At 71.8% G+C, this 26047-nt stretch carries 25 protein-coding genes; 16 read left to right on the top strand and 9 right to left on the bottom strand.

Annotated elements, in window-relative coordinates; all coding sequences use genetic code 11:
* Positions 1 to 53: 53 nt before the first annotated feature.
* Positions 54 to 260 carry an Rv0909 family putative TA system antitoxin gene (locus ABH928_RS08815; RefSeq protein ID WP_370063923.1) on the top strand — a complete coding sequence of 69 codons (207 nt, stop codon included), beginning with the start codon at positions 54 to 56 and terminating at the stop codon, positions 258 to 260.
* A gap of 45 nt (positions 261 to 305) precedes the next feature.
* On the opposite strand, the gene ABH928_RS08810 is transcribed toward ABH928_RS08815, so the two are convergent.
* Positions 306 to 1328, bottom strand: coding sequence for a LysR family transcriptional regulator (locus ABH928_RS08810; RefSeq protein WP_370063921.1), 1023 nt, complete (start codon positions 1326 to 1328; stop codon positions 306 to 308).
* Positions 1329 to 1494: 166 nt separating this feature from the next.
* Here ABH928_RS08810 and ABH928_RS08805 point away from each other — a divergent pair, with 166 nt between their 5' ends.
* A complete protein-coding gene (locus tag ABH928_RS08805) occupies positions 1495 to 2418 on the top strand; it encodes a zinc-binding dehydrogenase (protein WP_370063919.1) in 924 nt (307 codons plus the stop codon).
* A gap of 40 nt (positions 2419 to 2458) precedes the next feature.
* Complete coding sequence (locus ABH928_RS08800) at positions 2459 to 2875, top strand: nuclear transport factor 2 family protein (RefSeq protein ID WP_370063917.1); 417 nt, start codon at positions 2459 to 2461, stop codon at positions 2873 to 2875.
* A 26-nt stretch (positions 2876 to 2901) separates the two neighbouring features.
* Here the strand turns inward: ABH928_RS08800 and ABH928_RS08795 are convergent, their stop codons facing one another.
* Positions 2902 to 3939 (bottom strand): NAD(P)/FAD-dependent oxidoreductase, encoded by a 1038-nt coding sequence (locus tag ABH928_RS08795; protein WP_370063915.1) that lies wholly within the window; start codon positions 3937 to 3939, stop codon positions 2902 to 2904.
* 92 nt (positions 3940 to 4031) lie between these two features.
* On the opposite strand from ABH928_RS08795, the gene ABH928_RS08790 reads away from it, so the two are divergent.
* From ABH928_RS08790 to ABH928_RS08780, 3 genes are all read left to right on the top strand, one after another.
* A complete protein-coding gene (locus ABH928_RS08790; protein ID WP_370063913.1) occupies positions 4032 to 4613 on the top strand; it encodes a helix-turn-helix domain-containing protein in 582 nt (193 codons plus the stop codon).
* A gap of 98 nt (positions 4614 to 4711) precedes the next feature.
* Positions 4712 to 5422, top strand: a complete 711-nt coding sequence (locus ABH928_RS08785; protein ID WP_370063911.1) for a class I SAM-dependent methyltransferase — start codon at positions 4712 to 4714, stop codon at positions 5420 to 5422.
* A 16-nt stretch (positions 5423 to 5438) separates the two neighbouring features.
* Entirely contained in the window at positions 5439 to 6650 is a 1212-nt protein-coding gene (locus ABH928_RS08780) for a trans-acting enoyl reductase family protein (RefSeq protein ID WP_370063909.1), read from the top strand.
* Positions 6651 to 6662: 12 nt separating this feature from the next.
* On the opposite strand, the gene ABH928_RS08775 is transcribed toward ABH928_RS08780, so the two are convergent.
* On the bottom strand, positions 6663 to 7367 hold the full coding sequence (locus tag ABH928_RS08775; protein WP_370063907.1) for a L,D-transpeptidase: 705 nt from the start codon (positions 7365 to 7367) through the stop codon (positions 6663 to 6665).
* 234 nt (positions 7368 to 7601) lie between these two features.
* Between ABH928_RS08775 and ABH928_RS08770 the strand changes: the two genes are divergently transcribed.
* Positions 7602 to 8366: an SDR family oxidoreductase gene (locus tag ABH928_RS08770; protein ID WP_370063905.1), complete on the top strand. Its 765-nt coding sequence runs from the start codon at positions 7602 to 7604 to the stop codon at positions 8364 to 8366.
* Between the two features lie 47 nt (positions 8367 to 8413).
* Here ABH928_RS08770 and ABH928_RS08765 read toward each other — a convergent pair whose 3' ends face one another.
* From ABH928_RS08765 to ABH928_RS08755, 3 genes are all read right to left on the bottom strand, one after another.
* Complete coding sequence (locus tag ABH928_RS08765) at positions 8414 to 8959, bottom strand: isochorismatase family protein (RefSeq protein ID WP_370063903.1); 546 nt, start codon at positions 8957 to 8959, stop codon at positions 8414 to 8416.
* A gap of 76 nt (positions 8960 to 9035) precedes the next feature.
* Positions 9036 to 10493 (bottom strand): MFS transporter, encoded by a 1458-nt coding sequence (locus tag ABH928_RS08760; protein ID WP_370063901.1) that lies wholly within the window; start codon positions 10491 to 10493, stop codon positions 9036 to 9038.
* Positions 10490 to 10978, bottom strand: a complete 489-nt coding sequence (locus ABH928_RS08755) for a MarR family winged helix-turn-helix transcriptional regulator (RefSeq protein WP_370063899.1) — start codon at positions 10976 to 10978, stop codon at positions 10490 to 10492. Before ABH928_RS08755 ends, ABH928_RS08760 begins: the two co-directional genes overlap by 4 nt.
* Before the next feature lie 141 nt (positions 10979 to 11119).
* Here ABH928_RS08755 and ABH928_RS08750 point away from each other — a divergent pair, with 141 nt between their 5' ends.
* Positions 11120 to 12220: a calcium:proton antiporter gene (locus tag ABH928_RS08750; RefSeq protein ID WP_370063897.1), complete on the top strand. Its 1101-nt coding sequence runs from the start codon at positions 11120 to 11122 to the stop codon at positions 12218 to 12220.
* A 107-nt stretch (positions 12221 to 12327) separates the two neighbouring features.
* Here the strand turns inward: ABH928_RS08750 and idi are convergent, their stop codons facing one another.
* Positions 12328 to 12894: an isopentenyl-diphosphate Delta-isomerase gene (idi, locus tag ABH928_RS08745; protein WP_370063895.1), complete on the bottom strand. Its 567-nt coding sequence runs from the start codon at positions 12892 to 12894 to the stop codon at positions 12328 to 12330.
* Positions 12895 to 13085: 191 nt separating this feature from the next.
* Between idi and ABH928_RS08740 the strand changes: the two genes are divergently transcribed.
* From ABH928_RS08740 to ABH928_RS08725, 4 genes are all read left to right on the top strand, one after another.
* On the top strand, positions 13086 to 13841 hold the full coding sequence (locus ABH928_RS08740) for a sugar phosphate nucleotidyltransferase (RefSeq protein ID WP_370063893.1): 756 nt from the start codon (positions 13086 to 13088) through the stop codon (positions 13839 to 13841).
* On the top strand, positions 13829 to 14890 hold the full coding sequence (locus ABH928_RS08735; RefSeq protein WP_370063891.1) for an iron-containing alcohol dehydrogenase family protein: 1062 nt from the start codon (positions 13829 to 13831) through the stop codon (positions 14888 to 14890). The genes ABH928_RS08740 and ABH928_RS08735 overlap by 13 nt, the downstream gene beginning before the upstream one ends.
* Positions 14891 to 15089: 199 nt before the next feature.
* Positions 15090 to 15821 carry a CDP-alcohol phosphatidyltransferase family protein gene (locus ABH928_RS08730; RefSeq protein ID WP_370064419.1) on the top strand — a complete coding sequence of 244 codons (732 nt, stop codon included), beginning with the start codon at positions 15090 to 15092 and terminating at the stop codon, positions 15819 to 15821.
* 86 nt (positions 15822 to 15907) lie between these two features.
* Entirely contained in the window at positions 15908 to 16777 is an 870-nt protein-coding gene (locus ABH928_RS08725; protein WP_370064417.1) for a glycosyltransferase family 2 protein, read from the top strand.
* Between the two features lie 55 nt (positions 16778 to 16832).
* On the opposite strand, the gene ABH928_RS08720 is transcribed toward ABH928_RS08725, so the two are convergent.
* Positions 16833 to 17345 (bottom strand): putative immunity protein, encoded by a 513-nt coding sequence (locus tag ABH928_RS08720; RefSeq protein ID WP_370063889.1) that lies wholly within the window; start codon positions 17343 to 17345, stop codon positions 16833 to 16835.
* A 420-nt stretch (positions 17346 to 17765) separates the two neighbouring features.
* On the opposite strand from ABH928_RS08720, the gene ABH928_RS08715 reads away from it, so the two are divergent.
* Entirely contained in the window at positions 17766 to 19022 is a 1257-nt protein-coding gene (locus ABH928_RS08715; protein WP_370063887.1) for a DUF222 domain-containing protein, read from the top strand.
* Between the two features lie 136 nt (positions 19023 to 19158).
* Positions 19159 to 21225, top strand: a complete 2067-nt coding sequence (locus ABH928_RS08710; RefSeq protein WP_370063885.1) for an MDR family MFS transporter — start codon at positions 19159 to 19161, stop codon at positions 21223 to 21225.
* A 29-nt stretch (positions 21226 to 21254) separates the two neighbouring features.
* On the opposite strand, the gene ABH928_RS08705 is transcribed toward ABH928_RS08710, so the two are convergent.
* Entirely contained in the window at positions 21255 to 21986 is a 732-nt protein-coding gene (locus ABH928_RS08705) for a DNA-binding response regulator (protein ID WP_370063883.1), read from the bottom strand.
* 81 nt (positions 21987 to 22067) lie between these two features.
* Between ABH928_RS08705 and ABH928_RS08700 the strand changes: the two genes are divergently transcribed.
* Positions 22068 to 22883, top strand: coding sequence for a DNA-binding response regulator (locus ABH928_RS08700; protein WP_370063881.1), 816 nt, complete (start codon positions 22068 to 22070; stop codon positions 22881 to 22883).
* Between the two features lie 137 nt (positions 22884 to 23020).
* Positions 23021 to 26035, top strand: coding sequence for a BTAD domain-containing putative transcriptional regulator (locus ABH928_RS08695; RefSeq protein ID WP_370063879.1), 3015 nt, complete (start codon positions 23021 to 23023; stop codon positions 26033 to 26035).
* Positions 26036 to 26047 lie beyond the last annotated feature (12 nt).

Genomic DNA, 26047 nt, shown 5'->3' with positions numbered 1-26047 from the left:
ACCGGACCTCCGCAATCCGCGGCAGGGCCGACACACAGAAGGGCGGTCCACCCATGAGCGCTTTCGGTGACATCGCGCGCGACGCCGAGGACTTCGCCAAGCAGGACCCGTCGCTGGTCGACGAGGGTGTCCAGCAGGCCGAGAACTTCGCCGACCAGGAGACCGGCAACCACTTCGACAGCGAGATCAACCAGGGCTTCGACCAGCTCGAGCAGACCTACGGCGGCGGCCAGGACCAGCAGGGCCAGCAGAACCAGTAAGTCCGGTGCTGTCGAGCACAGCACCGCAGTGACCCACGCGCCGGGTCACGGCTCCTGACGTCCGGTCAACGCTGCGTCGCGGTCGGACTCGGGCAGCCAGTCCCGGCCGGGCTGGTACTCCAGCCAGCGACGACTGCGACCGGCGTCCGCGAACGCACGGAGCAGACGGGGGAGGCCCGGGACCGGACGGTCCCGGTGCCACACCAACGACCAGGCGTAGAGCGGCGTCGGGTCGACCAGCGGCACCGTGACGAGACCCGCCGGACCCGCGGGAACCGTGAGTCCTGCGGGACCGCCGGGAGTTGGGCTGCCCAGGTCCAGCGGCAGTTCCGACGGCAGCAGTGTGCAGCCGTTCGGCGTCGCGCGGACCCGCGCCAGCAGGTGGTCGAGGCCCAGGTTGGCCTCACCCGCCAGCAGCGGGACTCCGAACCGCTCCGCGAACCGCCCCAGGAAGTCCAGTCGACCGGCCGCCGCGGGTGGCACCAGCGTCAACTCCGCGAGCTGCGACGGCCGTAGCTCCGCGCAGCGGGCCAGCGGGTGGTCGGCGGCGAGCACCACGTCCACCGGCTCCAGCCGCACCAGCCGGTGCGCCAGCACGCGCTCCGCGCCGTCGTCCAGTGGGTGGAAGCGCCCGAACCCCACGCCCGTCTCCCCGCGCGTCAACGCGGCGGCCACGCCCGGCAGATCGCGCCCCGGGCCCACCTCCACCTGCGGGGCCCCCTCTCCCGCCAGCGCCTCGCGGACCGTGCGCAGCGGCTCGAAGAGGTGCCCCCACACGTCCAACCGGATCGGCCGCATGCCGCCCCGCACGGCGTCGACCGCCGCGTCCCCGGCCGCCAGCGCCGTCCGCGCGGGTTCCAGGAGGCGCTCCCCGTCCCCGGTCAGCCGGACACCCGTCCGTTCGCGGTCGAAGAGGCGGGCGCCCAGCGCCTCCTCCAGTCGGGCGATCCGCTTGGACAGCCCCTGCTGCGTCAGCGCGAGCGACTCCGCGGCGCGGCTGAAGCTCAACTGCTCGGCGACGGCGACGAAGGCGCGCACCTGGGCCAGGTCAAGATCGACTGCGGTCATGGTCCGTCATTCTCGCCCACAAACATCGGTTGTCGTGCCCGCGTTCCGGTTGTTGGAGCGGTAGCCGCCGGCGAGGTTTGCTGGTTCCCGTCGGGAGAACGCGGGAGAACCCGGGAGATCCCGGCGGCAACCCAGGCGAAAGCAACTCAGGAGAAGGGGACGCACCATGAAGGGCTTCATCGCGACGGGACGAGCGGACCGCACCGTCGAACTCGCCGAACTGCCGCAGCCCGAGCCCAAGGCCGACGAACTGCTGCTGAAGGTCGACGCCTACTCCGTCAACCGCGGCGAGACCTTCCTGCTGGAGAGCCCGCCGCCCGGCTGGCGGCCCGGCAAGGACGTCGCCGGACTCGTCGTCCAGTCTGCGGCGGACGGCAGCGGCCCCGCCGTCGGCGAGCGCGTCGTCGCCCACCCGCCGGCCTCCGGCTGGGCCGAGTACGTGGCCGTGCCGACCGCGTCGGTGGCCAGCCTGCCGGAGCGGGTGACGACCCGTCAGGCCGCAGCGCTCCCGCTGGCCGGGCTCACCGCCCTGCGCCTGCTGCGCGCCACGGGTGGGGTCCTGGGCAAGCGGGTGCTGCTGACCGGCGCGTCCGGCGGCGTCGGCCACTACTTCGTCGAACTCGCGGTCGCCTCAGGCGCGGTGGTGACCGCCGTCAGCTCCTCGCCCGAACGCGGGGCCCGGCTGGGCGAGTTCGGCGCGACCGTGGTGCCCACAGTTGAGGCGGTGACCGGACCGTTCGACCTGGCGCTGGAGTCGACCGGCGGCAGCAACCTCCCGGCCGCCCTCGACCGCCTGGTCCCGAGCGGGACGCTGATCTGGTTCGGCCAGGCCAGCCGCGAGCCCGTGACGCTGAGCTTCTTCGACCTGCTGCGCGGCGCAGCAGGAGTGACGATCCGTCACTTCAGCTACGCCGCAGCCGCCCCCGGCGAGGCCTACTGCGACGACCTGGCCACCCTGGTCCGCATGGTCGCCGAGGACCGGCTGCACCCCGAGATCGGCCTGGTCGCCGACTGGACCCGCACCGCAGACGTCCTGACCGACCTCAGCGAACGCCGCATCCGCGGCAACGCCGTACTGACCGTCGCCTGAATCGAATTCCTGCCTGACCCGCATCTGAGGAGCTTCTGCCATGACCGTCGCCACCACCGATCCCCGCGCCGTCGTCGCCGCCTACGTCGAGGCCGTCGCCAAGGGCGACCTGGACACCATCGTCGCCAGCTTCGCCGAGGACGCCACCTGGACCTACCCGGGCACCACCCTCCCGCTCAGCCGCGTCTGGCAGGGCCGCGACGCCATCGTCAACGACTTCCTCGTCGGCGCCGGCGCCCTCTTCGCCCCCGACGGAACCCCCGAGGTCGTCCTCACCAATCTCATCGCCGACGGTGACCAGGTCGTCGCCGAATGGACCTCGACCGGCACCACCGCCCACGGCCACCGCTACGACAACCGCTGCGTCGGCGTCTTCACGGTCCGGGACGGCCTGATCACCTCGGTCCGCGAGTACGCCGACACCCTCCATGTCGCGCAGACGCTCTTCGCCGAGTGAGCCTGGGTGTGCAGTCTGACGGTACGTCAGGATGCTGCCGACGAAGCCCGTGCGGCGACGGCCGCGCGGGCCTCGGCGGCGACCAGGTCGGCGTTGATGCGCGCACCGGCCGTCGCGCCCGCCGCGACGGAGTGGCTGACCTGGGCGGTGGGGTCGGTGATGTTGCCCGCGACCCAGATACCGGGGATCGAGGTCTGACCGGTCGGGTCGGCCGGGATGTGCTCGGCGACGCCCGACGGGTGTACCACCGGCCGCAGGCCGAGCGGGGCCAGGAAGTCGGCGCGGGCCACCATCCGGGTCGCCACCGCCAGGGCCTCGCGCGGGACGACCGTCCCGTCGGCCAGCCGGACGCCCGTCAGCCGGTCCCGCTCGGCGCCGGACCCCAGGGTCCCGGTCTCGACCGCTGCCACCGCGCCCGTCACGACCCGGATCCCGCGCGCGGCCAGTTGCCCGGCCTCCTCTCCGGTCGGCGCGGGGCGGCTGTGGGCGAAGAAGACCACGTCGTCGCTCAACTGCCGGAACAGCAACGCCTGGTGGACCGAGAACGGCCCCGTCGCCAGCACGCCGATCGCCTGGTCGCGGACCTCCCAGCCGTGGCAGTACGGGCAGTGGACCACGTCCTTGCCCCACCGCCCGCGCAGGCCCGGTATGTCGGGCAGCTGGTCGACGAGCCCCGTCGCCGCCAGCACCCGCCGCGCCCCGACGCTGCGGCCGTCGGCCAGCGCGATGCGGAAGCCTTCGGTGCTCTGCGTCACCGCCGTGCCCGCCGTCACTGCCGTCACCGCGCAGGGGACGACGTGTCCGCCGTAGCCGCGCACCTCCGCGCGGCCCCGTGCCAGCAGATCCGTAGGACGGATCCCGTCGAGGCCGAGCAGTGCGTGCGCGCCCTCGGCCGGAGCGTTGCGCGGTTCGCCCGCGTCGACGACCAGGACCGTGCGGCGCGAGCGGGCCAGCATCAGTGCACCGCTCAGCCCGGCCGCGCCACCGCCGACCACCACCACGTCGTAGGCGTCGCGGATGTTCTCCAGGGTGTCGTACGTCTCCAGATCGGTACTGCGGGTCATGGTGACCACCTCCTGCGGCCCACGGTGCGACCGGCCCGGACCGGACGGCAAGCCACGTTGCCGATCCGGCAAAAGCGAGGCAGGCTGGATCCATGGACGAGGATCTGGACCGCGCACTCGACGGAGTCGGACCCCGGCTGCGTGCCCTGCGGCAGCAGCGGCAGGCCACGCTCGCCGAGCTCTCCGAGAGCACAGGCATCTCCGTCAGCACGCTCTCCCGGCTCGAGTCCGGCAGTCGGAAGCCCACGCTGGAGCTGCTGCTGCCGCTGGCCCGCGCGCACGGTGTCACCCTGGACGAGCTCGTCGACGCGCCGCCGACCGGCGATCCGCGCGTCCATCTGCGCCCCATCACCCACCACGGGATGACCGTGCTGCCGCTGACCCGTCGGGCCGGCGGCATCCAGGCGTACAAGATGGTGATCCCCGCTGCCAGCCGCCGCGACGAGCCGGAACCGCAGACGCACGAGGGCTACGAGTGGCTCTTCGTCCTCAACGGGCGCCTGCGCCTGGTCCTGGGCGAGCACGATCTCGTCCTGACGCCCGGCGAGGCGGCCGAGTTCGACACCCGCCTGCCGCACTGGTTCGGCCGGGCCGACGCCGAGCCGGTCGAGTTCCTCAGCCTCTTCGGCAAGCAGGGCGAACGCGCCCACGTCCGCGCCCGCCCGAAGGCTTAGTTCGGCCCGCCGGTCGCAGCCAGGCTTCCGCGCGTACACGTACGTGACGAGAGCCTAGCGCCCCGGAATCCGCCCCCGCGCTGTTAGGGTCCTGCGGCGTGAGCGATGTCGTGAGCGAAGCGGACCGGGTGGAGCGCACGCGCGGCGCGTACGACACGGTGGCCGAGACCTACGCCGCCGTTGTGCCCGAGCGTTTCGAGCAGGACGTCGTCGGCCGGGCGATGCTCGCCGCCTTCGCCGAACGCGTGGCCCGTGAGGGCGAGTTGGCGCTGCCCGTAGCCGATGTCGGGTGCGGCCCCGGTCATGTGACGGCGCATCTGCACGCGCTCGGACTCCCGATGCTCGGCGTCGACCTGTCCCCGGAGATGGTGCGGATCGCCGAACAGCGCCATCCGGAACAGCGCCACCCGCAACTGCGGTTCGAGGTCGGCGAGATGGCCCGGCTGGACCTGGCGGACGCGAGCCTCGGCGGACTCGTCTCCTGGTGGTCGCTCGTGCACACGGCGCCGGATCAACTCCCCGCCGCCTTCGCGGAGTTCCACCGGGTCCTGGTCCCGGGCGGACAGCTGCTGCTCGGCTTCCACGGTGGGACCGGCGGGCGCAAGCAGCTCGACTGTCCCTACGGCCACGACGTGGACCTGGTCCTCCACCGCCACCGGGCCGAGGACGTCGCGGCGCAGCTCGGCAAGGCGGGCTTCACCGTCGACGCCCGACTGGTCCAGGGGCAGGACCCGACGCGCACATCGGTCTGCCTTCTTGCCTACAAGTCGCTTCTTGCTGACAAGCCGATGCTTGCTACTGCGGAGTAGCGCTAGAGTGCGCGGCATGGAGGCGGAACGCACGTATGACGTCATTCTGTTCGGTGCCACCGGGTTCACCGGCGGCCTGACCGCCGAGTACCTGGCCCGGCACGCACCCGAGGGCTGCCGCTGGGCGGTGGCGGGCCGCAACCGGGAGAAGCTGGAGCACCTGCGCGAGCGGTTGGACCTGCCCGACCTGCCGGTTCTGGTCGCCGACAGCGCGGACCCCGACTCGCTCGCCGCCGTCGCGCGCTCGACCCGCGTGCTGATCACCACCGTCGGCCCCTACCAGCAGTACGGCGAACCGCTGGTCGCCGCCTGCGCCGAGGCGGGCACGGACTACGTGGACCTCACCGGCGAGCCCGAGTTCGTCGACCTGATGTACACCCGCTACCACGACCGCGCGGTGGCCACCGGCGCCCGACTGCTGCACGCCTGCGGCTTCGACTCGGTGCCGCACGACCTGGGCGCGCTCTTCACCGTCAGCGCGCTCAGGGACGCAGGCGGCGACGCGGCGGAGAGCGCGGGTGACCAGGTCGCCGTCGAGGGGTTCGTCCGGGTCTCCGGCACCTTCTCCGGTGGGACGCTGGCCTCCGCGCTGACGGCCTTCGCACGCGGCCGGCAGACACTCCAGGCGGCCCGCGCCCGCCGGGTGGCGGAGGGGCGGCCGACCGGCCGTACCGTGCGCGGCGCGGCGGTCGGCCCGCGCTGGTCGAAGGACGCGCACGCCTGGGTGATCCCCATGCCGTCCATCGACCCGCAGATCGTGCTCCGCTCCGCCGCCGCGCGGCCCGAGTACGGGATCGACTTCCGCTACGGCCACTACGCGGCGGTCAAGCGGCTGCCGGTCGCGGCGGGCGGGTTGGTCGGAGTGGTCGGCATGGCGCTCGCCGCGCAGGTCCCGCCGCTGCTGCGCGCCCTGACCTCGCTCCGCCCGTCCGGGGCCGGACCGGACGCGGCCCGGCGGGCACGGAGCTGGTTCACCGTCAGGTTCGTCGGCCGCAGCGGCGGACGGGAGGTGTGGACCGAGGTCGCGGGTGGCGACCCCGGCTACGGCGAGACGGCGAAGATGCTCGCCGAGACCGCCCTCTGCCTCGCCTTCGACGACCTGCCGAAGACGTCCGGCCAGCTCACCACGGCAGCCGCCTGCGGCACCGCCCTGATCGACCGGTTGGTCGCCGCAGGTATCACCTTCCGCGTCCTCGACCGCCGACCGGACCGCGCGCCCGGGCGGTAGGAACGCACGCGATCAACCGATCGCGATGACCGGATGACCGGCCGGTGCGATCCAGCGCATGATCGTGGTCAGCACGCCCGACGGCACGGCCACACAGCCCGCCGTCGGGCCGCCGCTCGTGCTGAGGTCGTGCAGGAAGATGCCCGCGCCGCGCCCGCGTACGGCGGGGTCCGTGTTGAAGTTGATGACCAGCACGTTGTGGTACTGCACCGGGTAGTCGGCCAGGTGCTCGCTGCCGTCCACCCCGGCCTCGGTCAGCCGGAAGCCCCCGAGGGTGTCGGTGCGCATCCGGTTGTAGTAGCGCGAGGCCCGGTCCTCGACCCACCAGTCGTGCGCGGTGACGTGGTGGTAGGGCATCCGGGTGCCCGGGTTCGGGCCGTTCCCGAAGCCCTGGGTGATCGAGAACGTGCCGGTCGGCGTCTGGTAGCTGCCCTGCACGCGCGTCGTCCCGTTCACGACCCCGCGTGCGCCGATCCGCGCCGCCGTGCTGCGCACGACGACGCGCCAGCCGCCGCGTGTCCACTGCCAGGCGGTGACGGTCGCGTAGCTGCCATGCGCCTGGACGGTGATCACTTGATCGGCGCCTCCGAGCCGCACCGGGACCGGGAAGTGGGGTGCGGCGGGGGACGCCTGCGCCGGTGCGGCGGCGAGCAGTGACCCGCACGCGACGGCTGCGGAGGTGACAGCTGCGGTGGCGACTCTGGTGGCAGCTCTCATGACAATGCGGACGAACGCGGAAGGACGAGGCATGGCGGCACGACTCCGATGGTCCGAGGGGAGGGCCCGAAGGGGCATGCGGGCGGCGGTGTCCGCCGACTGACATGGCATCACCGTTCGATGTCCGAACAGCGTAGGGTGACCTCCGCCTCGCTGCCACGCTGACGCGCGGACAGCGTCACGGCCGGTGTACCGGGAACCGAGCGGTACGGTGAGAGCGACGGGAGGAGCCGCATGTCCGTGGAGGAAGAAGAGCTGAGGCCGAGCCGGATCGCGCTGGTCACCGGCGCCGGATCGGGCATCGGCAGAGTCACCGCGCGGGCGCTCGGCAGGGCGGGCTGGACGGTCGTGCTGACCGGCCGTCGCGAGGACGCGCTCAAGGAGACGGCCGCCGAGATCGCCGAGGCCTTCGTGGCCCCCGCGGACGTCACCGACGAGGCCGAGGTGGCCCGGGTCTTCGACCAGATCCGCTCCCGCTACGGCCGCCTCGACCTGCTCTTCAACAACGCGGGCGCGTTCGGGGCGGCAGCGCCCGCCGAGGAGATCCCGGCGGCGCAGTGGCGCGCGGTCGTGGACGTCAACCTCACCGGTTCGTTCCTCGTCGCCCAGGCCGCCTTCGCGCTGATGCGCGAGCAGCGGCCGGAGGGCGGACGGATCATCAACAACGGTTCGATCTCCGCCCACGTCCCGCGCCCCAACAGCGTCGCCTACACGGCGACCAAGCACGCCATGACCGGCCTGACCAAGTCCCTCGGCCTGGAGGGCCGCGCGCACCGGATCGCCGTGGGCCAGCTCGACATCGGCAACGCCGCCACCGAGATGACCGAGCGGATGACCCACGGCATCCTCCAGGCCGACGGCCGGATCGCCGTCGAGCCGGTGATGGACGCGGCCCATGTCGCCTCGACCGTGGTCCACCTGGCCTCACTGCCACTGGACGTCAACGTGCCGTTCATGACCATCATGGCCACGGGCATGCCGTACCTCGGCCGGGGCTGAGCAGCGAGCCGGGCTGATCAGAGAGCCGGGGCTGGCCAGAGAGGTGGTCAGCCCAGCAGGGCGAGGATCTCCTCCGTGGTCCCGGTCTCGCCGAGCTTGGGGAAGACCCGGGCGATGCTGTGCTCGTGCGAGACCGGGTCCATGTCGGTCATCGCGTCCGTGGCCAGCGTGACGTGGTAGCCGTGCTCGTACGCGGCACGGGCCGTCGACTCGACGCCCACGCTGGTCGCGACGCCGACGAGAACGATCTGGGTCACGCCGCGCTTCTCCAGCTCCGCGTGCAGCTCGGTGCCGTGGAAGGCGCCCCAGGTCTGCTTGGTGACGGTGATGTCGCCCGGCTCGGCCGGGATGATCAGCTCGGCCCAGTCGGCGGGCAGGTCGTGCAGCGGGCGCTGCTGCTCGGTGCGTCCCGCAGCGCCGCCGGTGACGTTGACCTGCACGACGGTCAGCCCGCGCTCGCGGAACGCGGCGACCAGGCGCTCGGAGTTGGCCAGGACCTCGTCGATGCCGTGGTCCTTGGCGAAGGCGGCGATGCCCTTCTGCAGGTCGATCAGGACCAGGGCGGTGGTCGGGTCGATCGTGGTGGCAGCCATGTGCAGCCTGCTTTCTTCTCGTTGTACGTGTCGTACGGGTTGAACTCGTGTGCGTCGGTAGGTAGTCGGGTGCGGCTCAGCGCCGTCGGCGCAGCGCGCGGTCCGCGGTGGTGAGGGCGATCAGGGCGACGCAGAGCACGCCCATCACCGCCGCGACCCCGTGCAGGCCGCCGTCGGTGGCGCGGGTGCCGTAGAGCAGCGCGATGACGGAGGACGACAGGATCGCGCCGAGGTAGATCGAGGTCCGCTGCAGTCCGGCCGCGGCCCCGACGCCATCCGTCGGCGCCTGGGCGTAGAGGGCGGCCTGGTTGCAACTGGACGCCAGCCCCTGCCCGACCCCGAAGAGCGCGCTGACCAGCACCAGCAGCAGCACCGACGACCGGTGATCGACCGTCAGCAGCAGCGCGGACCCGGCGGTCAGCAGCAGCGTCAGCGCGACCAGCGGGGCGCGCAGCGTCCTGGTCCGCGCCCCGAGCAGGGAGAAGACGGCGGCCGTCGCGGACATCGGCAGAGCGATCAGACCGGCGTGGAAGGCGTTGAAGCCGTGCCCGTCCTGGAGCCACTGCGAGTAGCCGTAGAGCATGCAGTAGAGCACCAGGTAGGTCAGCCCGCTGCGCAGGAAGGTCCGGGTCAGCCCTGGGTTCCGGCCGAGCAGCCGCAGGTCCAGGAACGGGTGCGGGGCCCGGAGTTGCCTCCGGACCAGGACGGCGGCGAGCACCAGCGCCAGTCCCAGCAGCAGCCACTGCGGCCGGGACAGGTTCATCAGGAAGAGCATGAGCGTGGCGATGGTGGCCGCGAAGAGCGTGATGCCGGGCAGGTCGATCAGCGTCAGGGTCCGCGCCCGGTCGGCAGACTGTCCGTGGGCCGGTTGTCCGTCGGCCCGCTGTCCGTCGGCCTGTTGCTGCGCCGTCCCGCGTGCGTCGCCCGGGACCCAGCGCAGCGCGAGCAGCAGCGCCACGAGTGCCAGCGGGATGTTGACCGCGAAGACCGCCCGCCACCCCAGCGTCGCCGCCAGCGCGCCGCCGAGCACCGGACCGACCGCCGCACTGGACAGCGAGGCGAGCGAGAGTCGCCCGAGGACCGTGCGCGGCGCCTCGACACCGGTGCGGCGGGTCTCGGCGCGCAGCATCGCCATCGCCGACGGGTAGGCGGCCGAGGTGCCGATGCCCAGCAGCACCCGGGAGGCGATCAGCCACCCGAACGCCGGTGCCAGCGCGCCGACAAGGCCCGCGGCGACCACTACCAGCAGTCCGGTCAGGAAGATCCGACGCGGACCGATGAGGTCCGCCAGCTTGCCCATGGTGGGCTGTCCCACGGCGCTGGCCAGGTAGAGGATCGCGACCAGCCACGCGGTGCTGGACACGCCGACGCCGAAGGCCGTGCCTATGGAGACCAGCGCGGTGGCGATCATCGTCGAGTTGATCGGGTTGAGCGCGACCCCGATCAGCAGCGGCGTCATCATCGTGCCGCTGAACGCCTTGCGTGTGTCCGCCTGGGAGTTCGACCGCGTCGAGAGGTCGGACGTGGCCGTCACGCCTGTGCCGCCTCGCCCGCGAGGGCGCGCAGAAGCGGCAGCGCGGCGGCGATCGTCGCGCGCTGCGCCTCGTCCAGGTCGGTGGCCAGGGCGTGGCTGAGCCAGTCCTGTTTGGCCTGGAGCACGGCCTGCATCTGCTCCCGCCCGGCGTCGGTCAGCTCGACCAGCACCTGCCGTCCGTCGGTCGGGTGCGGGGTGCGGTGGACCATGCCGCGCTCCTCCAGCGCGCCGAGCGTCAACCGCATCGACTGGGGCCGCACGTACTCGGCCCGCGCCAGATCAGCGGTCGTGGCCGGGCCTTCGTGCAGCAGCCGCGCCGCTGCGGAGCGCTGCGACGCGGTGAGCTCGCTCTCGGCGGACGCCGCCCTGGCCCGACGCGCGATCAGCCCGAGCACGCCGTGCAGCTCGACCGCAAGGGCAGCGGGTTCGGTGCGATCGGCGGGACGGGCGGGATCGTTGCGGTCGGCGGGATCGGTGGTGGCCATACGACCACCCTAGAAGGTCGACAGGTGAATTTGCAAGGTTGCCTGTTGAGTTTCCCTGTCTATTGAGTGGCCGTCGTCCATTGAGTGCCCGTCGTCGCGCCGACGCGGGAGAAGTGTGATGAATCTGGCAGTCTCATGGGCATGAGTGATTGTTTGCGCCGATATGCCCAGCAATGGACCGTCTACGTACCGGTGCTCGCCTTGCTCGTCCTCGCGGCCACCTGGGGCCGCGCACTGCCCTGGGCGCTGGTCGCGCTGGTCGCCGTCTTCCTCGCGGGCGGCGTCCTCGCCGCCGTCCACCACGCCGAGGTGATCGCCCACAAGGTCGGCGAGCCCTTCGGCTCGCTCGTCCTGGCCGTGGCCGTCACCGCCATCGAGGTCGCGCTGATCGTGACGCTGATGGCCGACGGCAGCGAGAAGAACGCGACGCTCGCCCGGGACACCGTCTTCGCCGCCGTCATGATCACCTGCAACGGGATCATGGGAATCTGCCTGCTCAGCGCCTCACTGCGGCACCGCGTGGCCGTCTACAACAGCGAGGGGACCGGCGCGATGCTGGCCACCGTCGCCACCCTGGCCACGCTCAGCCTGGTGCTGCCGCGCTTCACCACCAGCACCCCGGGGCCGCGCTTCGCGCCCGGTCAGCTGGCCTTCGCGGCCACCGCCTCCGTCGTGCTCTACGGCCTCTTCGTGCTCACCCAGACGGTCCGGCACCGCGACTACTTCCTCCCGCTCGCCCGGGCCGGCGAGGTGATCGACGGCGACGAGCACGCCCACGTGCCGACCCGACGCGAGGTGCTGACCAGCCTCGGGCTGCTCGCGGTCGCGCTGGTCTCGGTGGTGGGCCTCGCCAAGGTCGAGTCCCCGACGATCGAGCACGGCGTCGCCGCCGCCGGGCTGCCGTCCTCGGTGGTGGGCGTGGTGATCGCGCTGCTGGTGCTGCTGCCGGAGACCATCGCCGCCGTCCGCGCCGCCCGCAGGGACCGGGTGCAGACGAGTCTCAATCTGGCCCTGGGCTCCGCCATGGCCAGCATCGGCCTGACCGTCCCCGCCGTCGCGGTCGCCTCGATCTGGTTGAGCGGCCCGCTCGTCCTCGGCCTGGACTCCACGCACATGGTCCTGCTGGCGCTGACCATGGTCGTCGGCACTCTCACGATCGTTCCGGGCCGCTCCACACCGCTCCAGGGCGGCGTGCACCTGTCGATCCTGGGCGCGTACCTGGTGCTGGCCGTCATCCCGTGACGCTGGAGCCGCGCGACACCGGAGCCCGCTGGCACCGGAGCCCGCTCACAACGAAGCCCCGGCCGCGCGGGCGACCGGGGCTCCCTTCGTGGCTTTCCGGGACGGGCTTACCAGCCCGCGTTCGGGAAGACGGCGCGGATCGTCGGCCGGGCCGCGTCCAGGACCGTGGGGAACCAGACCGAGAACGTCTTCTGGCCCTGGAGCTCGGCCAGCTCCTCCGGCGTGACGAAGGACGTCGCGGCGACCTCGTCCGGATTCGGGGTGAAGGTGGAGTCCGCCACGCCCACGAACAGGTGGTTGTACTCGCGCTCCACCAGCCCGGAGGCCTCGTCGGGCAGGTCGTAGGTCACCGTCCCGGCCTGCTGCAGCCGCACCGGAGCCGCGCCGAGCTCCTCGGCGGTACGGCGGGCGGCGGCGACGAACGGCGGCTCGTCCGGGTAGGGGTGGCCGCAGCACGTGTTCGACCACACACCGGGGGAGTGATACTTGCCCAGCGCACGCTGCTGGAGCAGCATCCGGCCCTGCTCGTCGAAGAGGAACACGGAGAAGGCCCGGTGCAACCGGCCGGGGGCCTGGTGCGCGGAGAGCTTCTCGGCCGTGCCGATCGTCCGGCCCTGCTCGTCGACCAGTTCGAGCAGGATCTCGTCCGTCGTCGTCACGGTGGTGGCGGTCATGGATCACCTTTCACAGAGGTCGCGTCCACGCCTGGCCCGGTAGCTGCCCGGCAGGGGTACAGTCTGCCGCAAAAGGCCAGCAGACGGGCCTTGGCTTGTCCCACGGCGCTACGGTCCGCAATGATGATCTGCGCGGCGGGGTGGGGGGCGACCGTCCGCGAGAAGCGAAACCGAAGCACTGGAGACTCCACATGATCGGCCTTGTTCCGGCCGCAGGCGCAGGCAGCCGCCTCCGTCCCTACACCGACACGCTCCCCAAGGCGCTCGTGCCGGTCGACGGCGAGCGGACCATCCTCGACATCACCCTGCGCAACTTCGCCGAGGTCGACATGCGCGACGTGGCGATCATCGTGGGCTACTGCGCCGACGCGATCCGCGAGCGCAAGACCGCGCTGGAGCAGCGCCACGGCGTCCGCCTGCACCTGGTGGAGAACCCCAAGGCCGAGGCCTGGAACAACGCGTACACCGTCTGGTGCGCCCGCGAGCTGTTCCGGGAGGGCGTGATCCTCGCCAACAGCGACACCATCCACCCGCACGCGGTCGAGCAGACCCTGCTCGAGGCCAACGCCCGGATGACGGCCGCGGGCCACGCCCCCGGCGTGCTGCTGGCCCTCGACACGGTCAAGAAGCTGGCCGACGAGGAGATGAAGGTCACGGTCGACCCCGAGAAGGGCGCCCGCCGGATCACCAAGCTGATGGACCCGGCCGACGCGACCGGCGAGTACATCGGCGTCACGCTGATCAACCCCTCCGCCGCCGACGACCTGGCCTCGGCCCTGCAGGCCACCTGGGAGCGCGACCCGCAGCTGTACTACGAGGACGGCTACCAGGAGATGATCGACCGCGGCCTGCGCATCGACACCCAGCCGATCGGCGAGGTCTCCTGGGTCGAGGTCGACAACCACGAGGACCTCGCCAAGGGCCGGGAGATCGCGTGCCGGTACTGACCCGACTGGTCCCCTCGCCGTTGGTCGTCGACATCCGCGCCGGAGCGCTCGACGACCTCGGCGCGGTCCTGGCGGACCAGCGCATCGCCGCGTCCGGCCGGATCGCGGTCGCGGTCAGCGCCGGTTCCGGCGCGGCGATGCGCGAGCGCCTCGTGCCGCAGCTCCCGGGCGCGGCCTGGTTCACGGTCGCGGACGGCACGCTCGACGCGGCGGTGAAGCTGGCCGACCAGGTCAAGGGCGGCCACTACGACGCGCTGGTCGGGCTCGGCGGCGGCAAGATCATCGACGTGGCCAAGTACGCGGCGGCCCGCGTCGGCCTGCCGATCGTCGCGGTCGCCACCAACCTGGCCCACGACGGCCTCTGCTCGCCGGTCTCGACGCTCGACAACGACGCCGGACGCGGCTCCTACGGCGTGCCCAGCCCGATTGGGATGATCGTCGACCTCGACGTGATCCGCCGCGCCCCCGCGCGGTTCGTCGCGGCGGGAGTCGGCGACGCGATCTCCAACATCTCCTGTATCGCCGACTGGGAGCTGTCCCAGCGCGAGACCCGCGAGAGCGTCGACGGCCTGGCCGCGGCCATGGCCCGCACCGCGGGCGAGACCATCCTGCGCCACCCCGGCACGATCGCCGACAACGACTTCCTGATCGCGCTGGCCGAGGCGCTGGTGCTCACCGGTATCTCCATGAACGTCGCCGGGAGCAGCCGCCCCGCCAGCGGCGCCTGCCACGAGATCAACCACGCGCTCGACATCCTCTACCCGGACCGCAAGGCCCAGCACGGCGAACAGTGCGGCCTCGGTGCCGCCTTCGCCACCTACCTGCGGGGTGACCTGCCGGTGGCGGGCCAGATGGTGCAGTCGCTGCGCCGCCACGGCCTCCCGGTGACGGCCGACCAGATCGGCTTCACCGACCAGGAGTTCGTCGCAGCCGTGCACTATGCTCCGGAAACTCGTCCAGGCCGCTACACCATCCTGGAACACCTCGATCTCGACACCTCCGCCATCCGGGACGCGTACACCTCCTATGTCAAAGACGTCTGCTCCTGACTCCGCCTCTCCTGAGTCTGAGTCTGCTGAGTCCGCTCGTTCGGAGTCCGCAGTGAACCAGCCCACGGAGAACCAGCCCGCGGAGAACCAGTCCGTGGAGAACCAGTCCGTGGAGAACCAGCCCGCGGCGAGCCGGCCCAGGGCCAAGGGCCCCAAGCCGTCGCTCGCCGAGTTCCGCGCGGTCGCGCACCCGGAGGGCCTGCTCGACCGCCGCTCCGGCGAGCACTGGGCCGGGCGCATCTACATGCGCCGGATCTCCTCGCGCCTGACCCGCCACCTGGTCAACGCCCCGGTCACGCCGAACCAGTTGACCTGGCTGATGATGGTCGCGGGCGTGCTCGCCGGCGCGGTCCTGCTGCTCCCCGGCATCTGGGGCGCGGTCCTCGGCGCCCTGCTGATCCAGGTCTACCTCGGCCTCGACTGCGTCGACGGCGAACTTGCCCGCTGGCGCAAGCAGACCTCCACGACCGGCGTCTACCTGGACCGGATCGGTCACTACCTTTCCGAGGCCGCGCTGCTGACCGGCTTCGGTCTCCGCGCCGCCGACCTGTTCCAGCACGACGGTTCGCGGGCCTGGCTCTGGGCCTTCCTCGGCACGCTGTCCGCGCTCGGCGCGATCCTGATCAAGGCGGAGACCGACCTCGTCGACGTCGCCCGGATCCGCCGCGGCCTGACGGCGGTCGAGGACTCGGCCTCGGTCCCGCGCGCGGCGGGCGTCGCCAAGGCCCGGAAGCTGGCCTCTGCGCTCAAGTTCCACCGTCTGATCGGCGGCGTCGAGGCGTCGCTCGTCATCCTGGCGGCGGGCATCGCGGACGCGGTCCACGGCGGGCTCTTCTTCAGCCGCCTCGCGGTCGCCGTCCTCGCGGGCATCGCGCTGCTGCAGACCCTGCTGCACCTGCTCAGCATCGTCCTCTCGAGCCGGCTCCGGTGAGCGCCGTGGCGGATGAGGCGAAGAACGCGGACGAGGCGAAGGCCACGGATGCGGCGAAGAGCACGGATGCGGCGAAGGCCGACCACCTGAAGCTCGGCGCGGTCGTCATCACCATGGGCAACCGTCCGGTCGAACTGCGCGCGCTGCTCGACTCCGTGGCCGCGCAGCGCGGCCCGGCCGTCGAGGTCGTGGTCGTGGCCAACGGCGCGCCGCTGCCCGAACTCCCCGAGGGCGTGCGTGGCGTCGAGGTCCCCGAGAACCTCGGCATCCCGGGCGGACGCAACGTCGGTATCGAGGCCTTCGGCTCGGACGGACGCGACGTCGACGTCGTCCTCTTCCTCGACGACGACGGCCTGCTGACGCTGGACGACTCCGCCGAGAAGCTGCGCGAGGCCTTCGCGGCCGACCCGAAGCTCGGCATCGTCTCCTTCCGCATCGCCGACGAGGAGGGCCTCACGCAGCGCCGCCACGTGCCTCGCCTGCGCGCCTCCGACCCGATGCGCCCCTCGCGGGTCACCACGTTCCTCGGCGGCGCGAGCGCCGTCCGGTCTGCTGTCTTCGCGACGGCGGGCCAGCTACCGGGTGAGTTCTTCTACGCCCACGAGGAGACCGACCTCGCCTGGCGCGCCCTCGACGCGGGCTGGAATATCGAATACCGCCCCGACGTCGTGCTGCGCCACCCGCGCACGCTTCCCTCGCGGCACGCCACCTACAACCACAACGTCGCCCGCAACCGCGTCTGGCTCGCCCGGCGCAACCTGCCCGCGCCGCTGGTCCCGGTCTACCTCGGGGCGTGGTTCCTGCTCACCGTCGCGCGCCGTCCGTCCGGCGACACCCTCCGCGCCTGGCTCCGCGGCTTCGCCGCCGGCTGGCGCGAACCCGCCGGCCCGCGCCGCCCGATGCGCTGGTCGACGGTGTGGCGGATGACCCGCCTGGGCCGCCCGCCGATCATCTGAATCGCGGCTGCGGCCGACGCCACCGGCTGTGTCCGGTGGCGTCGGCCGTTCCGCTTCAGTCGAAGACCGACCAGCAGATCTCGTTGCGCAGGCGCTGGTCGTCCAGGACAAGTTCGCGGATCGCATCCGGGAGCTGTTCGCGCTGCCAGCGGCACTCGATTCGTCCGGCGCCCTCGGCCTCGTCTGCAGGTGCCGCCGCCTGCACGGCCTTGATCGCATAGGCTGCAGCGCCCAGTTCATGCGCAGCGACATGCGCCACCACCGCGGCCTGGCCGGCAGCGAATGCCGCATGACGCGGCGCTCCGCTCAACACCCGTGCCGCAGCCATGGCATGGCCACCCGCTGCACGCGACTCGGACATCCTGATCTCTCCGCGCACCCACGCCCGAACCTGCGCGATCGCCTGACGCGGTCGGAGGTCCGATGGCTGCACCGACTCGAAGAGATGCAGCACGTGCTCCGCGCAGTCGGCGGCCCACATCGCCAGGAGCTGATGGTCGGGGTCTGTGAGCGTCCCACCGCGGCGGACAGTGATGAACCGCGGGTCGCGGACCTTGGGAAGGATCACCGTTCGACCGTACTGCGATGCTGCGCGGCTCTCAAGGTTGGGGCGGGGGCCGGTCTTCCTTCCGAGGTAGCGTCAAAGCCGATGTGACCTGGGGGTTTTCACTCGTGTGGGGGACCGCTGGGGCTTGGTGTGGGCTGAATGGAGTGTCATAATTGTTCTATGGACGCCTCGATGTTCGGGGGCGGGTGTGAAGACGGAGATGGCGTCCATGGGTGGGGTGGGTCCCCGGAGTCCGAGGGTTCCTTTTCCGGTTCGGATCCCCGTGACCCCTCAATTCCTTCTCCTTCTCTGGCTGGTGATGACTGGCTGGGTCTGCCGCGGGATGCGGCGGGTTCCCGGTTCGTGTCCGGTACTCCTTCCTCGTCGCGTCAGGCGCGGTTCGTTGATCCGTTGCGGACTCTTCCGGGGTGTGCGCGGGAGTTGTTGACGGCGCTTGCGGATGAGGGTGATGACGCGCTGCTGGGTGCGGGTGTGGATTTCCTCGCGGAGCAGTTCCTGGCGCTTGAGCGTGTGACGGAGATGCTGGACGCGCAGAAGCTGCGCCGTCTCGCGGTGTTCGACCGCGTGGGTGGTGCGACGGCCGTGCGGTGTCGTTCGACGAAGGGTTTCCTGCGGACGCATGCGCAGATGGCGCAGGGCCACGCGAACCGCCTGGTGAATCTAGCGCGGGACTTGGACAAGTTGCCGACGGTGCGTCAGGCCCAGGCCGATGGCGTCCTGTCCACGGACCAGGTCGAGATCCTCGCGAAGGAGCTCGCCCCCATCGACGATGTCGCCGCGCGTCACGCGGCGGAGGTGTTGATGGTGGAGCAGACCCCGAAGCTCCACCTCGCGCACGTCCGCCAGGCCGCGAAGCAGATCCACGCCCACCTGATCCCTGAGCAGGACGCGGACGCTGCTGAGGTTCCGGCGGTGTTCCAGTCCTGGGTCAAGCTCTCCGCCACGGGGACGTCGGACCGGCCGTTCTGGGTCCTGTCGGGGGAGCTGTCGCCGGTGGCGGGGGAGAAGCTGCGGGTGGCTCTGGAGGCGGCGATGGGCGCCCCCGTCGAGGGCGAGACCCGGACGCATTCCGAGCGGATGGGCGACGCCCTCGAAGCCGTCACCGATCTCGCGCTGGGTTCGGACAAGCTCCCCACCACGGGCGGGCAGCGTCCGCACCTGACCCTGATCGCCGACCTCGACGCCCTGCGCACCACCTGCCCCACCCACCCGGTCCTCGCCACCGACGAGACGGATGAGCTGGCGGGGCTGCTGCGCCCGAAGGCGGCGGCGACCACGACGCGCGGCTATCAGCTCCCGGCGTGGCAGGCGCGGAAGGAGTCCTGTGACTGCCAGCTCCGGGTCATCCTCACCCGGGGTCAGGACAAGCCGCTGTCGATCGGCCGGGCCACCCGTACTGTTCCCGCGCACCTGCGGGACGCGGTGATCGCCCGGGACCGGCACTGCGTGTGGCCCGGCTGCGACCGGCCGCCCACCTGGTGCGAGGCGCACCATCTGGTCCACTGGGCCGACGGTGGCGAGACGAGCCTGGACAACCTCGCCCTGCTCTGCAACGAACACCACACCGATCTCCACCACACCGGCTGGGAACTCGAGATGCGCGGCGGCCGACCCCGAGCCGTCCCACCACCCGACACCCCACCCCCACCCAACACCCGCTACCCCCACCGCCCATAGCCAACGAACCGCCGACCAGCCGCTGTCCCACCCAGGAAGCGGCCCACCGGCACGCCCGCACGCGTGCGCACCGCGCCCGTCACCGACACAGACGCCCCAACTAGCGCAGGCCGTCACTCGGTGTGACGCTGCGTCTATGACCACCGTTGCCGACCGACCCCAGAGCGCGCCGCCCGTCCTCGACGTCCGACAGCGGAATATCGTCTTCGGCACGATCATGCTCGGGATGCTGCTGGCCGCGCTCGACCAGACCATCGTGGGGACCGCCCTGCCGACGATCGTCGCCGATCTCGGCGGTGCCGCCCACATGTCATGGGTGGTGACGTCGTATCTGCTTGCCGAGACCGTCTCCACCGCGCTGGTCGGCAAGTTCGGTGACCTCTTCGGGCGCAAACGGATCTTCCAGATCTCCGCCATCGTCTTCATCACCGGGTCGTTCTTCTGTGGGCTGGCCACCAACATGTCACTGCTCATCGGCTGGCGCGCGCTGCAGGGCGTGGGCGCGGGCGGGCTGATGGTGACGTCGATGGCGCTGATCGCGGACGTGATCCCGCTGCGCGAGCGCGGCAAGTACCAGGGCGCGATCGGTGCGGTCTTCGGCGTGGCGACGGTGATCGGACCGCTGCTCGGCGGGCTCTTCACGGACCACCTCACCTGGCGCTGGGCGTTCTACGTCAACGTCCCGATCGCGATCGTCGTCGTCATCACCGCCGCGCGGACCATTCCTTCCGTGCGGTCGGCGGTGCGGCCGGTCATCGACTATCTCGGGATCGCCCTGGTCGCGGCCGGCGCGAGCGCGCTGATCCTGGCGACCAGCTTGGGCGGGAACGAGTACGCGTGGGGGTCGCCGACGATCATCGCGCTCTTCGCGGGCGGGGTCGCCGGTCTCGGCCTGTTCTGCTGGGCGGAGACGCGGGCGGCCGAGCCGATGCTGCCGATGCGGCTGTTCCGCAACCCGGTCTTCACGGTCTGTTCGGTGCTCAGTTTCATCGTCGGCTTCGCGATGCTCGGCGCGATGACCTTCCTCCCGACCTTCCTCCAGTACGTCGACGGCGACTCGGCGACCGTCTCGGGCGTGCGCACGCTGCCCATGGTCGTCGGCCTGCTGCTGGCGTCGATCTTCAGCGGCAACGTCGTCAGCAAGACCGGCCAGTACCGGTGGTTCCCGGTGGGGGGCTCACTCGTCATGGCGGCCGGGCTCTACCTCCTCTCCCTGATGAAGCCGGGGACCGGGACCGGGTCGGCGTCGCTCTACATGTTCGTGCTCGGTCTCGGGATCGGGCTGTGCATGCAGGTGCTGACCATCGCGGTGCAGAACACGGTGGAGTACGCCGATCTGGGCACTGCGACGTCCGGTGTCACCTTCTTCCGAACCCTGGGCAGCTCCTTCGGCACCGCTGTCTTCGGGACCATCTACACCAACACGCTCAAGACCAACCTGGCCTCCGGCGTCGCCACCTCCGCCCGGCTGACCGGCGAGAACCCGGCTGTCCTGGCCAAGGCCGCGTCGAGTCCGCAGGGACTGCACGGACTGCCGAAGCCGCAGGCCGCGCCGATCATCAGCGCGTACGCCGACTCCCTGCACACCGTGTTCCTGTGGACGGTTCCGGTGGCGCTGCTGGGTTTCGTGGTGGCGCTCTTCCTCAAGCAGGTCAGGCTGCGCGACACCGCACGGGCCGCCTCCACCGACATAGGCGAGGGCTTTGCCCAGCCGAGCGGGAGCGACTCCAACCAGCACCTGGAGTTCGCGGTCGCGAAGATCATCAGCAAGGTCGACCTGGACACCGCGCGCCAGATCGTGCACAGCTCCGACAGCGGTCTCGACATGGCCGGGGCCTGGGCGGTGATGGAGGTCGAGGGGCTGACCCGGACCATCGGCTACGCGCAGGTCGGACTGATCGCCGCCCGCAGGCGGATCCCGCCAGAGGTGCTGGACCCGGTCTTCGACCGGATGGTGGCGGAGGGGTACCTGACTCGCGATCACGACTTCCTCTCGCACACCCCGATGGGCGAGGCCGAGGCACGGACCATCAGCAGCGCCTGGGCTCGCTGGCTCAACGCACAGCTCGAAGCCGACGTGGGCCACCCGCGCAGCGCGGAGCTCCGGGCAGCGGTGGACACGATCGCCAAGCGCCTGCTGGCCGAGGACCTCGCCCACGGCCTCCCGCCCGGCCGTACCACCGCCGGTCGCGCAGCGGCGTGAGTCGGCCGCCCGCATCAGTTGGCGGCTGATCAGCCGGGTGTGCGGCCCACGCGGTGGGCCAGAGCAACCGCGGCGACAGAGGAGTGCACGTCGAGTTTGGCCATGAGGTTCTGGACATGGCTGCGGACCGTGTTGGTGGACAGGAAGAGCCGTTGGCCGATCTCGGCCCGGCTCAGGCCGGCCGCGAGGCCGTCCAACACCTCCCGTTCGCGCGCGGAGAGGGTGGCCAGTCGCTCGGCGTCCTGCTCCAGGCCGTCGTGGAGCGTCGTCAGCTCGGCAAGGACCTGGGTGAGCAGCCGGGGCGGAATCCAGGTCTCACCGGACCGGACGCCCCGGATCACGGCCAGCAGGTGCTGGAGCGAGCTGTCCTTCGGCACCCAGCCGCGTACTCCGGCGCGTACCGCCGCGCAGGCCAGGTCGTCGGTGCGGGTGCTGTCGCTGAGCACGACCAGCGGCACGCCCAACCGCTCGGGCCAGGGGGTGGCGGTGAAGGCACTGCGGGTCGAGGCACTGTGGGTCGAGGTGCTGCGGGTCGACGCGCTGCGAGTCGAGGTGCTGCGACCGCCGGACCGGTTGGCGGCGAGCAGGAGGCCGATGTCGGCGACTACGACGTCCGCGTGCTGCTCAGCGGCCGCTTGGCAGGCGGCGCGCATCCCGGTGACGGGCAGGGGCGTCATGCCCAGTTGCCGTAGCCCCAGCGCGAGCATCTCGGCGACCGAACGCCGCCGGTCGGCCACCACGACCCGGATGTCGCCAGCCATGCTCCTGAGCCTGCCACCGTCGCCGACACGCGGCCACCGACGTCGGTGGCTGAGGGGGACCGACAGTGTTTAGCTGGGGTCATGGGAGCCACCCACGGAGACCCGTCCGGCCCGGCTGACCCGTCCGGCCCGGCTGACCCGGCTGACCCGGCTGACCCGTCCGGCCCGGCTGGTCAGTGCGGCCAGGACGGCCAGGACGACGTCCCTGGGCTGTGGACGCTCGTTGTCGCCGACGCCTCCCGGCTGCTCGCCGAGGCCTTGGCGTTGGTGTTGTCCAGCCGTGGATACCGGGTCCTGGCCACCGCTGCGACCCGTGACGGGCTGCTGCGCGCGGTGACCACCTGCCGTCCCGACGCCTGCGTCCTGGACCTGCAGCTGCTGGACGGGCAGGCGCTGGACACGATCAGGGAGATCCATGCCCGGGAGCAGGCAACCCGGGTGATCGTGCTCTCGCGCGCGATGGATCCGGACTCGGTGGCGGCTGCTGTCGAGGCCGGAGCGGTCGGCTATCTCGGCAAGGACCGCGGGCTCGACGTGCTGGACCGTGCGCTCCGCGCGGTGGCGGCGGGTGGCGGGTTCATCGAACCGACCCTGAGTCCGCAGACCCTGCGCCCGGCCGTCGGCGGTAGTCGCGGCGACGGCAGCCGCTCGGGCGACGGCAGCGGCTCGGGCGGCGTCGGCGAGGACCCGCTGCGTCGGCTGACGGACCGTGAACGCGAGGTGCTGCGGCTGCTGATCGAGGGCGAGGACACTGCCGCGATCGCCGAGGCGCTGCGGATGTCGCCTCGTACGGCCCGCACCCATGTGCAGGGTGTGCTGGACAAGCTCGGTGTGCACTCGCGGCTGGAGGCGGTGGCGCTGGCCGGCCGCTCGGGGCGCTGGACCGCCCCAAGCTGACGACGCCCAAGCTGACTGCAGCTCGTTGACCGGTTCTTCGGTCGGGCCGGGACGGTGTGTGGTGCCCCGGTATGCGACACGCGTAGGTCCTGTGACGGTCACCGAGGGTGGCCGACGGCCCCGACTAGGCTCACTGAATGCCGATGACGTGCGAGTTCTCCGCGGACGCCAATCAGCGACTTCGATTCGCTCTGCTCGGGCCGCTCCAGGCCTGGCGTGGCGAGGCGGGTCTGGAACTCGGGCCGGTTCGTGAACAAGCCGTCCTCGCCGCTCTGCTGCTCAGACCGGGACGGACGGTCAGCCGACGGCAACTGCTCGACGATGTGTGGGGTTCGGAACCCCCCGGAACGGGCGACCGGGTGGTTCCGGTCTACGTGTACCGGCTGCGTCAACGCCTCGATGCTCGCAGCCCGGCCTCGGTGGATTCCGTCATCGACAGCGTTCGGGGCGGCTATCGCTTCGCTCCGAACAGCGCGTGCGTGGACGTGGCGCGATGGGAGGCGGGCGCTGCCGAAGGCAGGTCGGCGAGGGAGGCCGGAGATCTGGGCGCCGCAGTGGACGCGTGGTCCACGGCACTGGGATTGTTCCGCGGCGAGCCGCTGGCCGGAATCCCCGGGCCGTTCGCGGAGGGGGAGCGGCTGCGGCTGGCGGAGCACCGGTTGCTGGTGGTCCAGGACAAGGCCGACTGTCAGCTCCGGCTGGGGCATCACGCCGAGGTCGTGGCGGACCTGTTCTCCCTGACGGCGACTCATCCCCACAACGAGGCACTGGCCGCCCTGCTCATGCGTGCCCTCCACGCGGGCAACCGGCAGGCCGACGCACTGGACGTCTACGCCGCGATGCGCCGCCGACTGGTGGACGCGCAGGGAGTGGAGCCCGGCGCCGAACTGCGCCGTGTCCACGAGGCGGTCCTTCGCGGCGATCCCAGCGCCCCCCGACAAGCAGTCCCCGCTCGCCCGAAGCGCCGGGCACGGCATGAACTGCCGGTCGAGATCGGCAACTTCACGGGCCGGGACCGGGAGCTCGAGCTGCTCGTCGCGCCCGCCGACGCACAGGCGGTGACCGTCCGGGCGGTGGACGGCATGGCCGGGGTCGGGAAGACCGCCCTGGTGGTGCGCGCGGCGCGCACGCTGCGGGACCGGTACCCCGACGGCTGCCTCTTCGTGGAACTGCACGGGAACCGCCAGACCGGTGAGACCCGCGAGACCGGTGAGACCCGCGAGACCCGTGAGGCAGCGTGCCCGCACCGCGTACTGCGGCGACTGCTGCGGGCGGTGGGCGCCGGTGAGGGCGAGGACTCCGAGGACCTGGACGAGTTGGCCGCCTCGTGGCGGGCGGCGACCGCGTCCTTACGGCTGCTCCTGGTGCTCGACGACGCCTCCCGCGCCGAGCAGGTGCGACCGCTGCTGCCCTCCGGCTCCGGCAGCATGGTGATGGTGACCGGCCGTCGGCGACTGACCGGTCTGGACGCGGACCGCAGGCTCTCGCTGACCCCTCTCGACATCGACGCGGCGGCCGGACTGCTCGCCCGCATCGTCGGCGCGTCCGGTCGCGAAGACTCACAGCGCGAGCGCGAGCGTGCCGCCGTACACCGACTGGCCGCGTTATGCGATCGTCTGCCGCTCGCGTTACGCATCGTCGGGGCACGGATCCAGGACCGTCCGCTGTGGGCGGTGGAGGCCCTGGTGGCGCAACTGGCCGACGACGAGCGTCGACTCGACGCACTCGCGGCGGAGGACCGCAGCGTCGAGGTCGCCTTCCAGGTCTCCTACGACCAGCTCCCGGCCGCCGAGCAGCGTGCCTTCCGTGCCTTGGGCCTGTCACCCACCGTGCGGCTGGACCGGCTGACGCTGGCCGCTCTGCTCGGCGTGACGCCCGCCGACGCCGGACGCGCCCTGGAGAGCCTGGCCGACGCGAGCCTGGTGCAGCGGGTGACGGTCGAGCGCTACCGGCTGCACGACCTGGTGGCCGTCTACGCTCGCCGCATCGCGACGAGCTCGCCTGCCACGACCTCGCCTGCCGCAGGCACGCCCGACGACGCCACGGCCGCCCGGTGCGGTGTGTTTCGACTCTATGTGGCGGCCGCGCACTCCGCCAGTGACTGGGGCAACCCGTCTCTCCGGACCGGCCCGCAGGGTACTCGGCCGTTCGCGGACTGGGAGGAGGCCACCACCTGGCTGGACGCGGCGGGCGGTGAACTGGTCGACGTGATCGGCCAGGCGGCGGCCACGGGCCACCTGGACGATGCCTGCCGGATCGCCGAGGGGCTGGTCGACTACCTCACCCGGCAGGGCCGGTTCCACGAGTGCCGCACCGCGCTGGAGCTGCTGCTGCCGCTGGTCGACCAGGCCGGACCGCCCAGCGACCGGCGGACGGCCGCCGCGCTGCGTACCGGACTCGGCATCATGTACGGGCTGCAGGGCCGTTACGCGCGGGCGCACACCTGGTTCACGGAGGCGCTGGACCTCAGTCGCCGGGCCGGTGACCCGCACGAGCAGGCCAGGGCCTCGGCCGGTCTCGGGACCTTCGCCAACCTGGCGGGCCAGATATCCGAGTCCATGGTGCATTTCGCCGAAGTCATCAGCCTGGCGGGGGAGTTGGCACACGACGACTGGCTCATGGGGTCGATCATGACCCGCGCCGGAGACGTCCACCACCAGCTCGGCGAGTACGACAAGGCGAACGCCCGCTATCTGGAAGCCATCGCCCTCGCCGAGAAGAACGGCAGTCCCAGGCTCCTCGGCAAGACCCTGCTCCGCCTCGGCGGTCTTCAACTCGACCTCGGCCGGCCGGCCGAGGCGGCGGGCACCCTCGGGAAAGCCGAGGACCTGGCCCGGCGTCTCGGGGATGTCCCCCTGTGTTCCGCCGTCCTCGGACGGCTGGCCGAGGCCGAGGTGAAGCTGGGCAACCCGCAGGCCGCTGCCGAACTCCGGCGCCGGTCACGCGCGTTGCTGGAGGAGGAGACCGGCACGGAGTCGGAGATCGCGATCCGTCATCGGATGCTCTGGCAGGGCGCCGTGGCGGAGGACCTGTCCGGGGCACGCGACTTCTTCGAGCGGGCCACCGGCCTCCCCACCGCCGAGGCCAACCGCGCGCGGATCTCCCGCGTGCTGGACGACCTCGGCGGTGGAGAGGTCCGACGCCGGCCCTGAGGTCCGACGCCG

It is taken from the genome of Streptacidiphilus sp. MAP5-3 (genome assembly GCF_041262505.1).
In the GTDB taxonomy this organism is placed as follows: domain Bacteria; phylum Actinomycetota; class Actinomycetes; order Streptomycetales; family Streptomycetaceae; genus Streptacidiphilus.
This window is presented reverse-complemented; position numbering and strand designations above follow the sequence as displayed.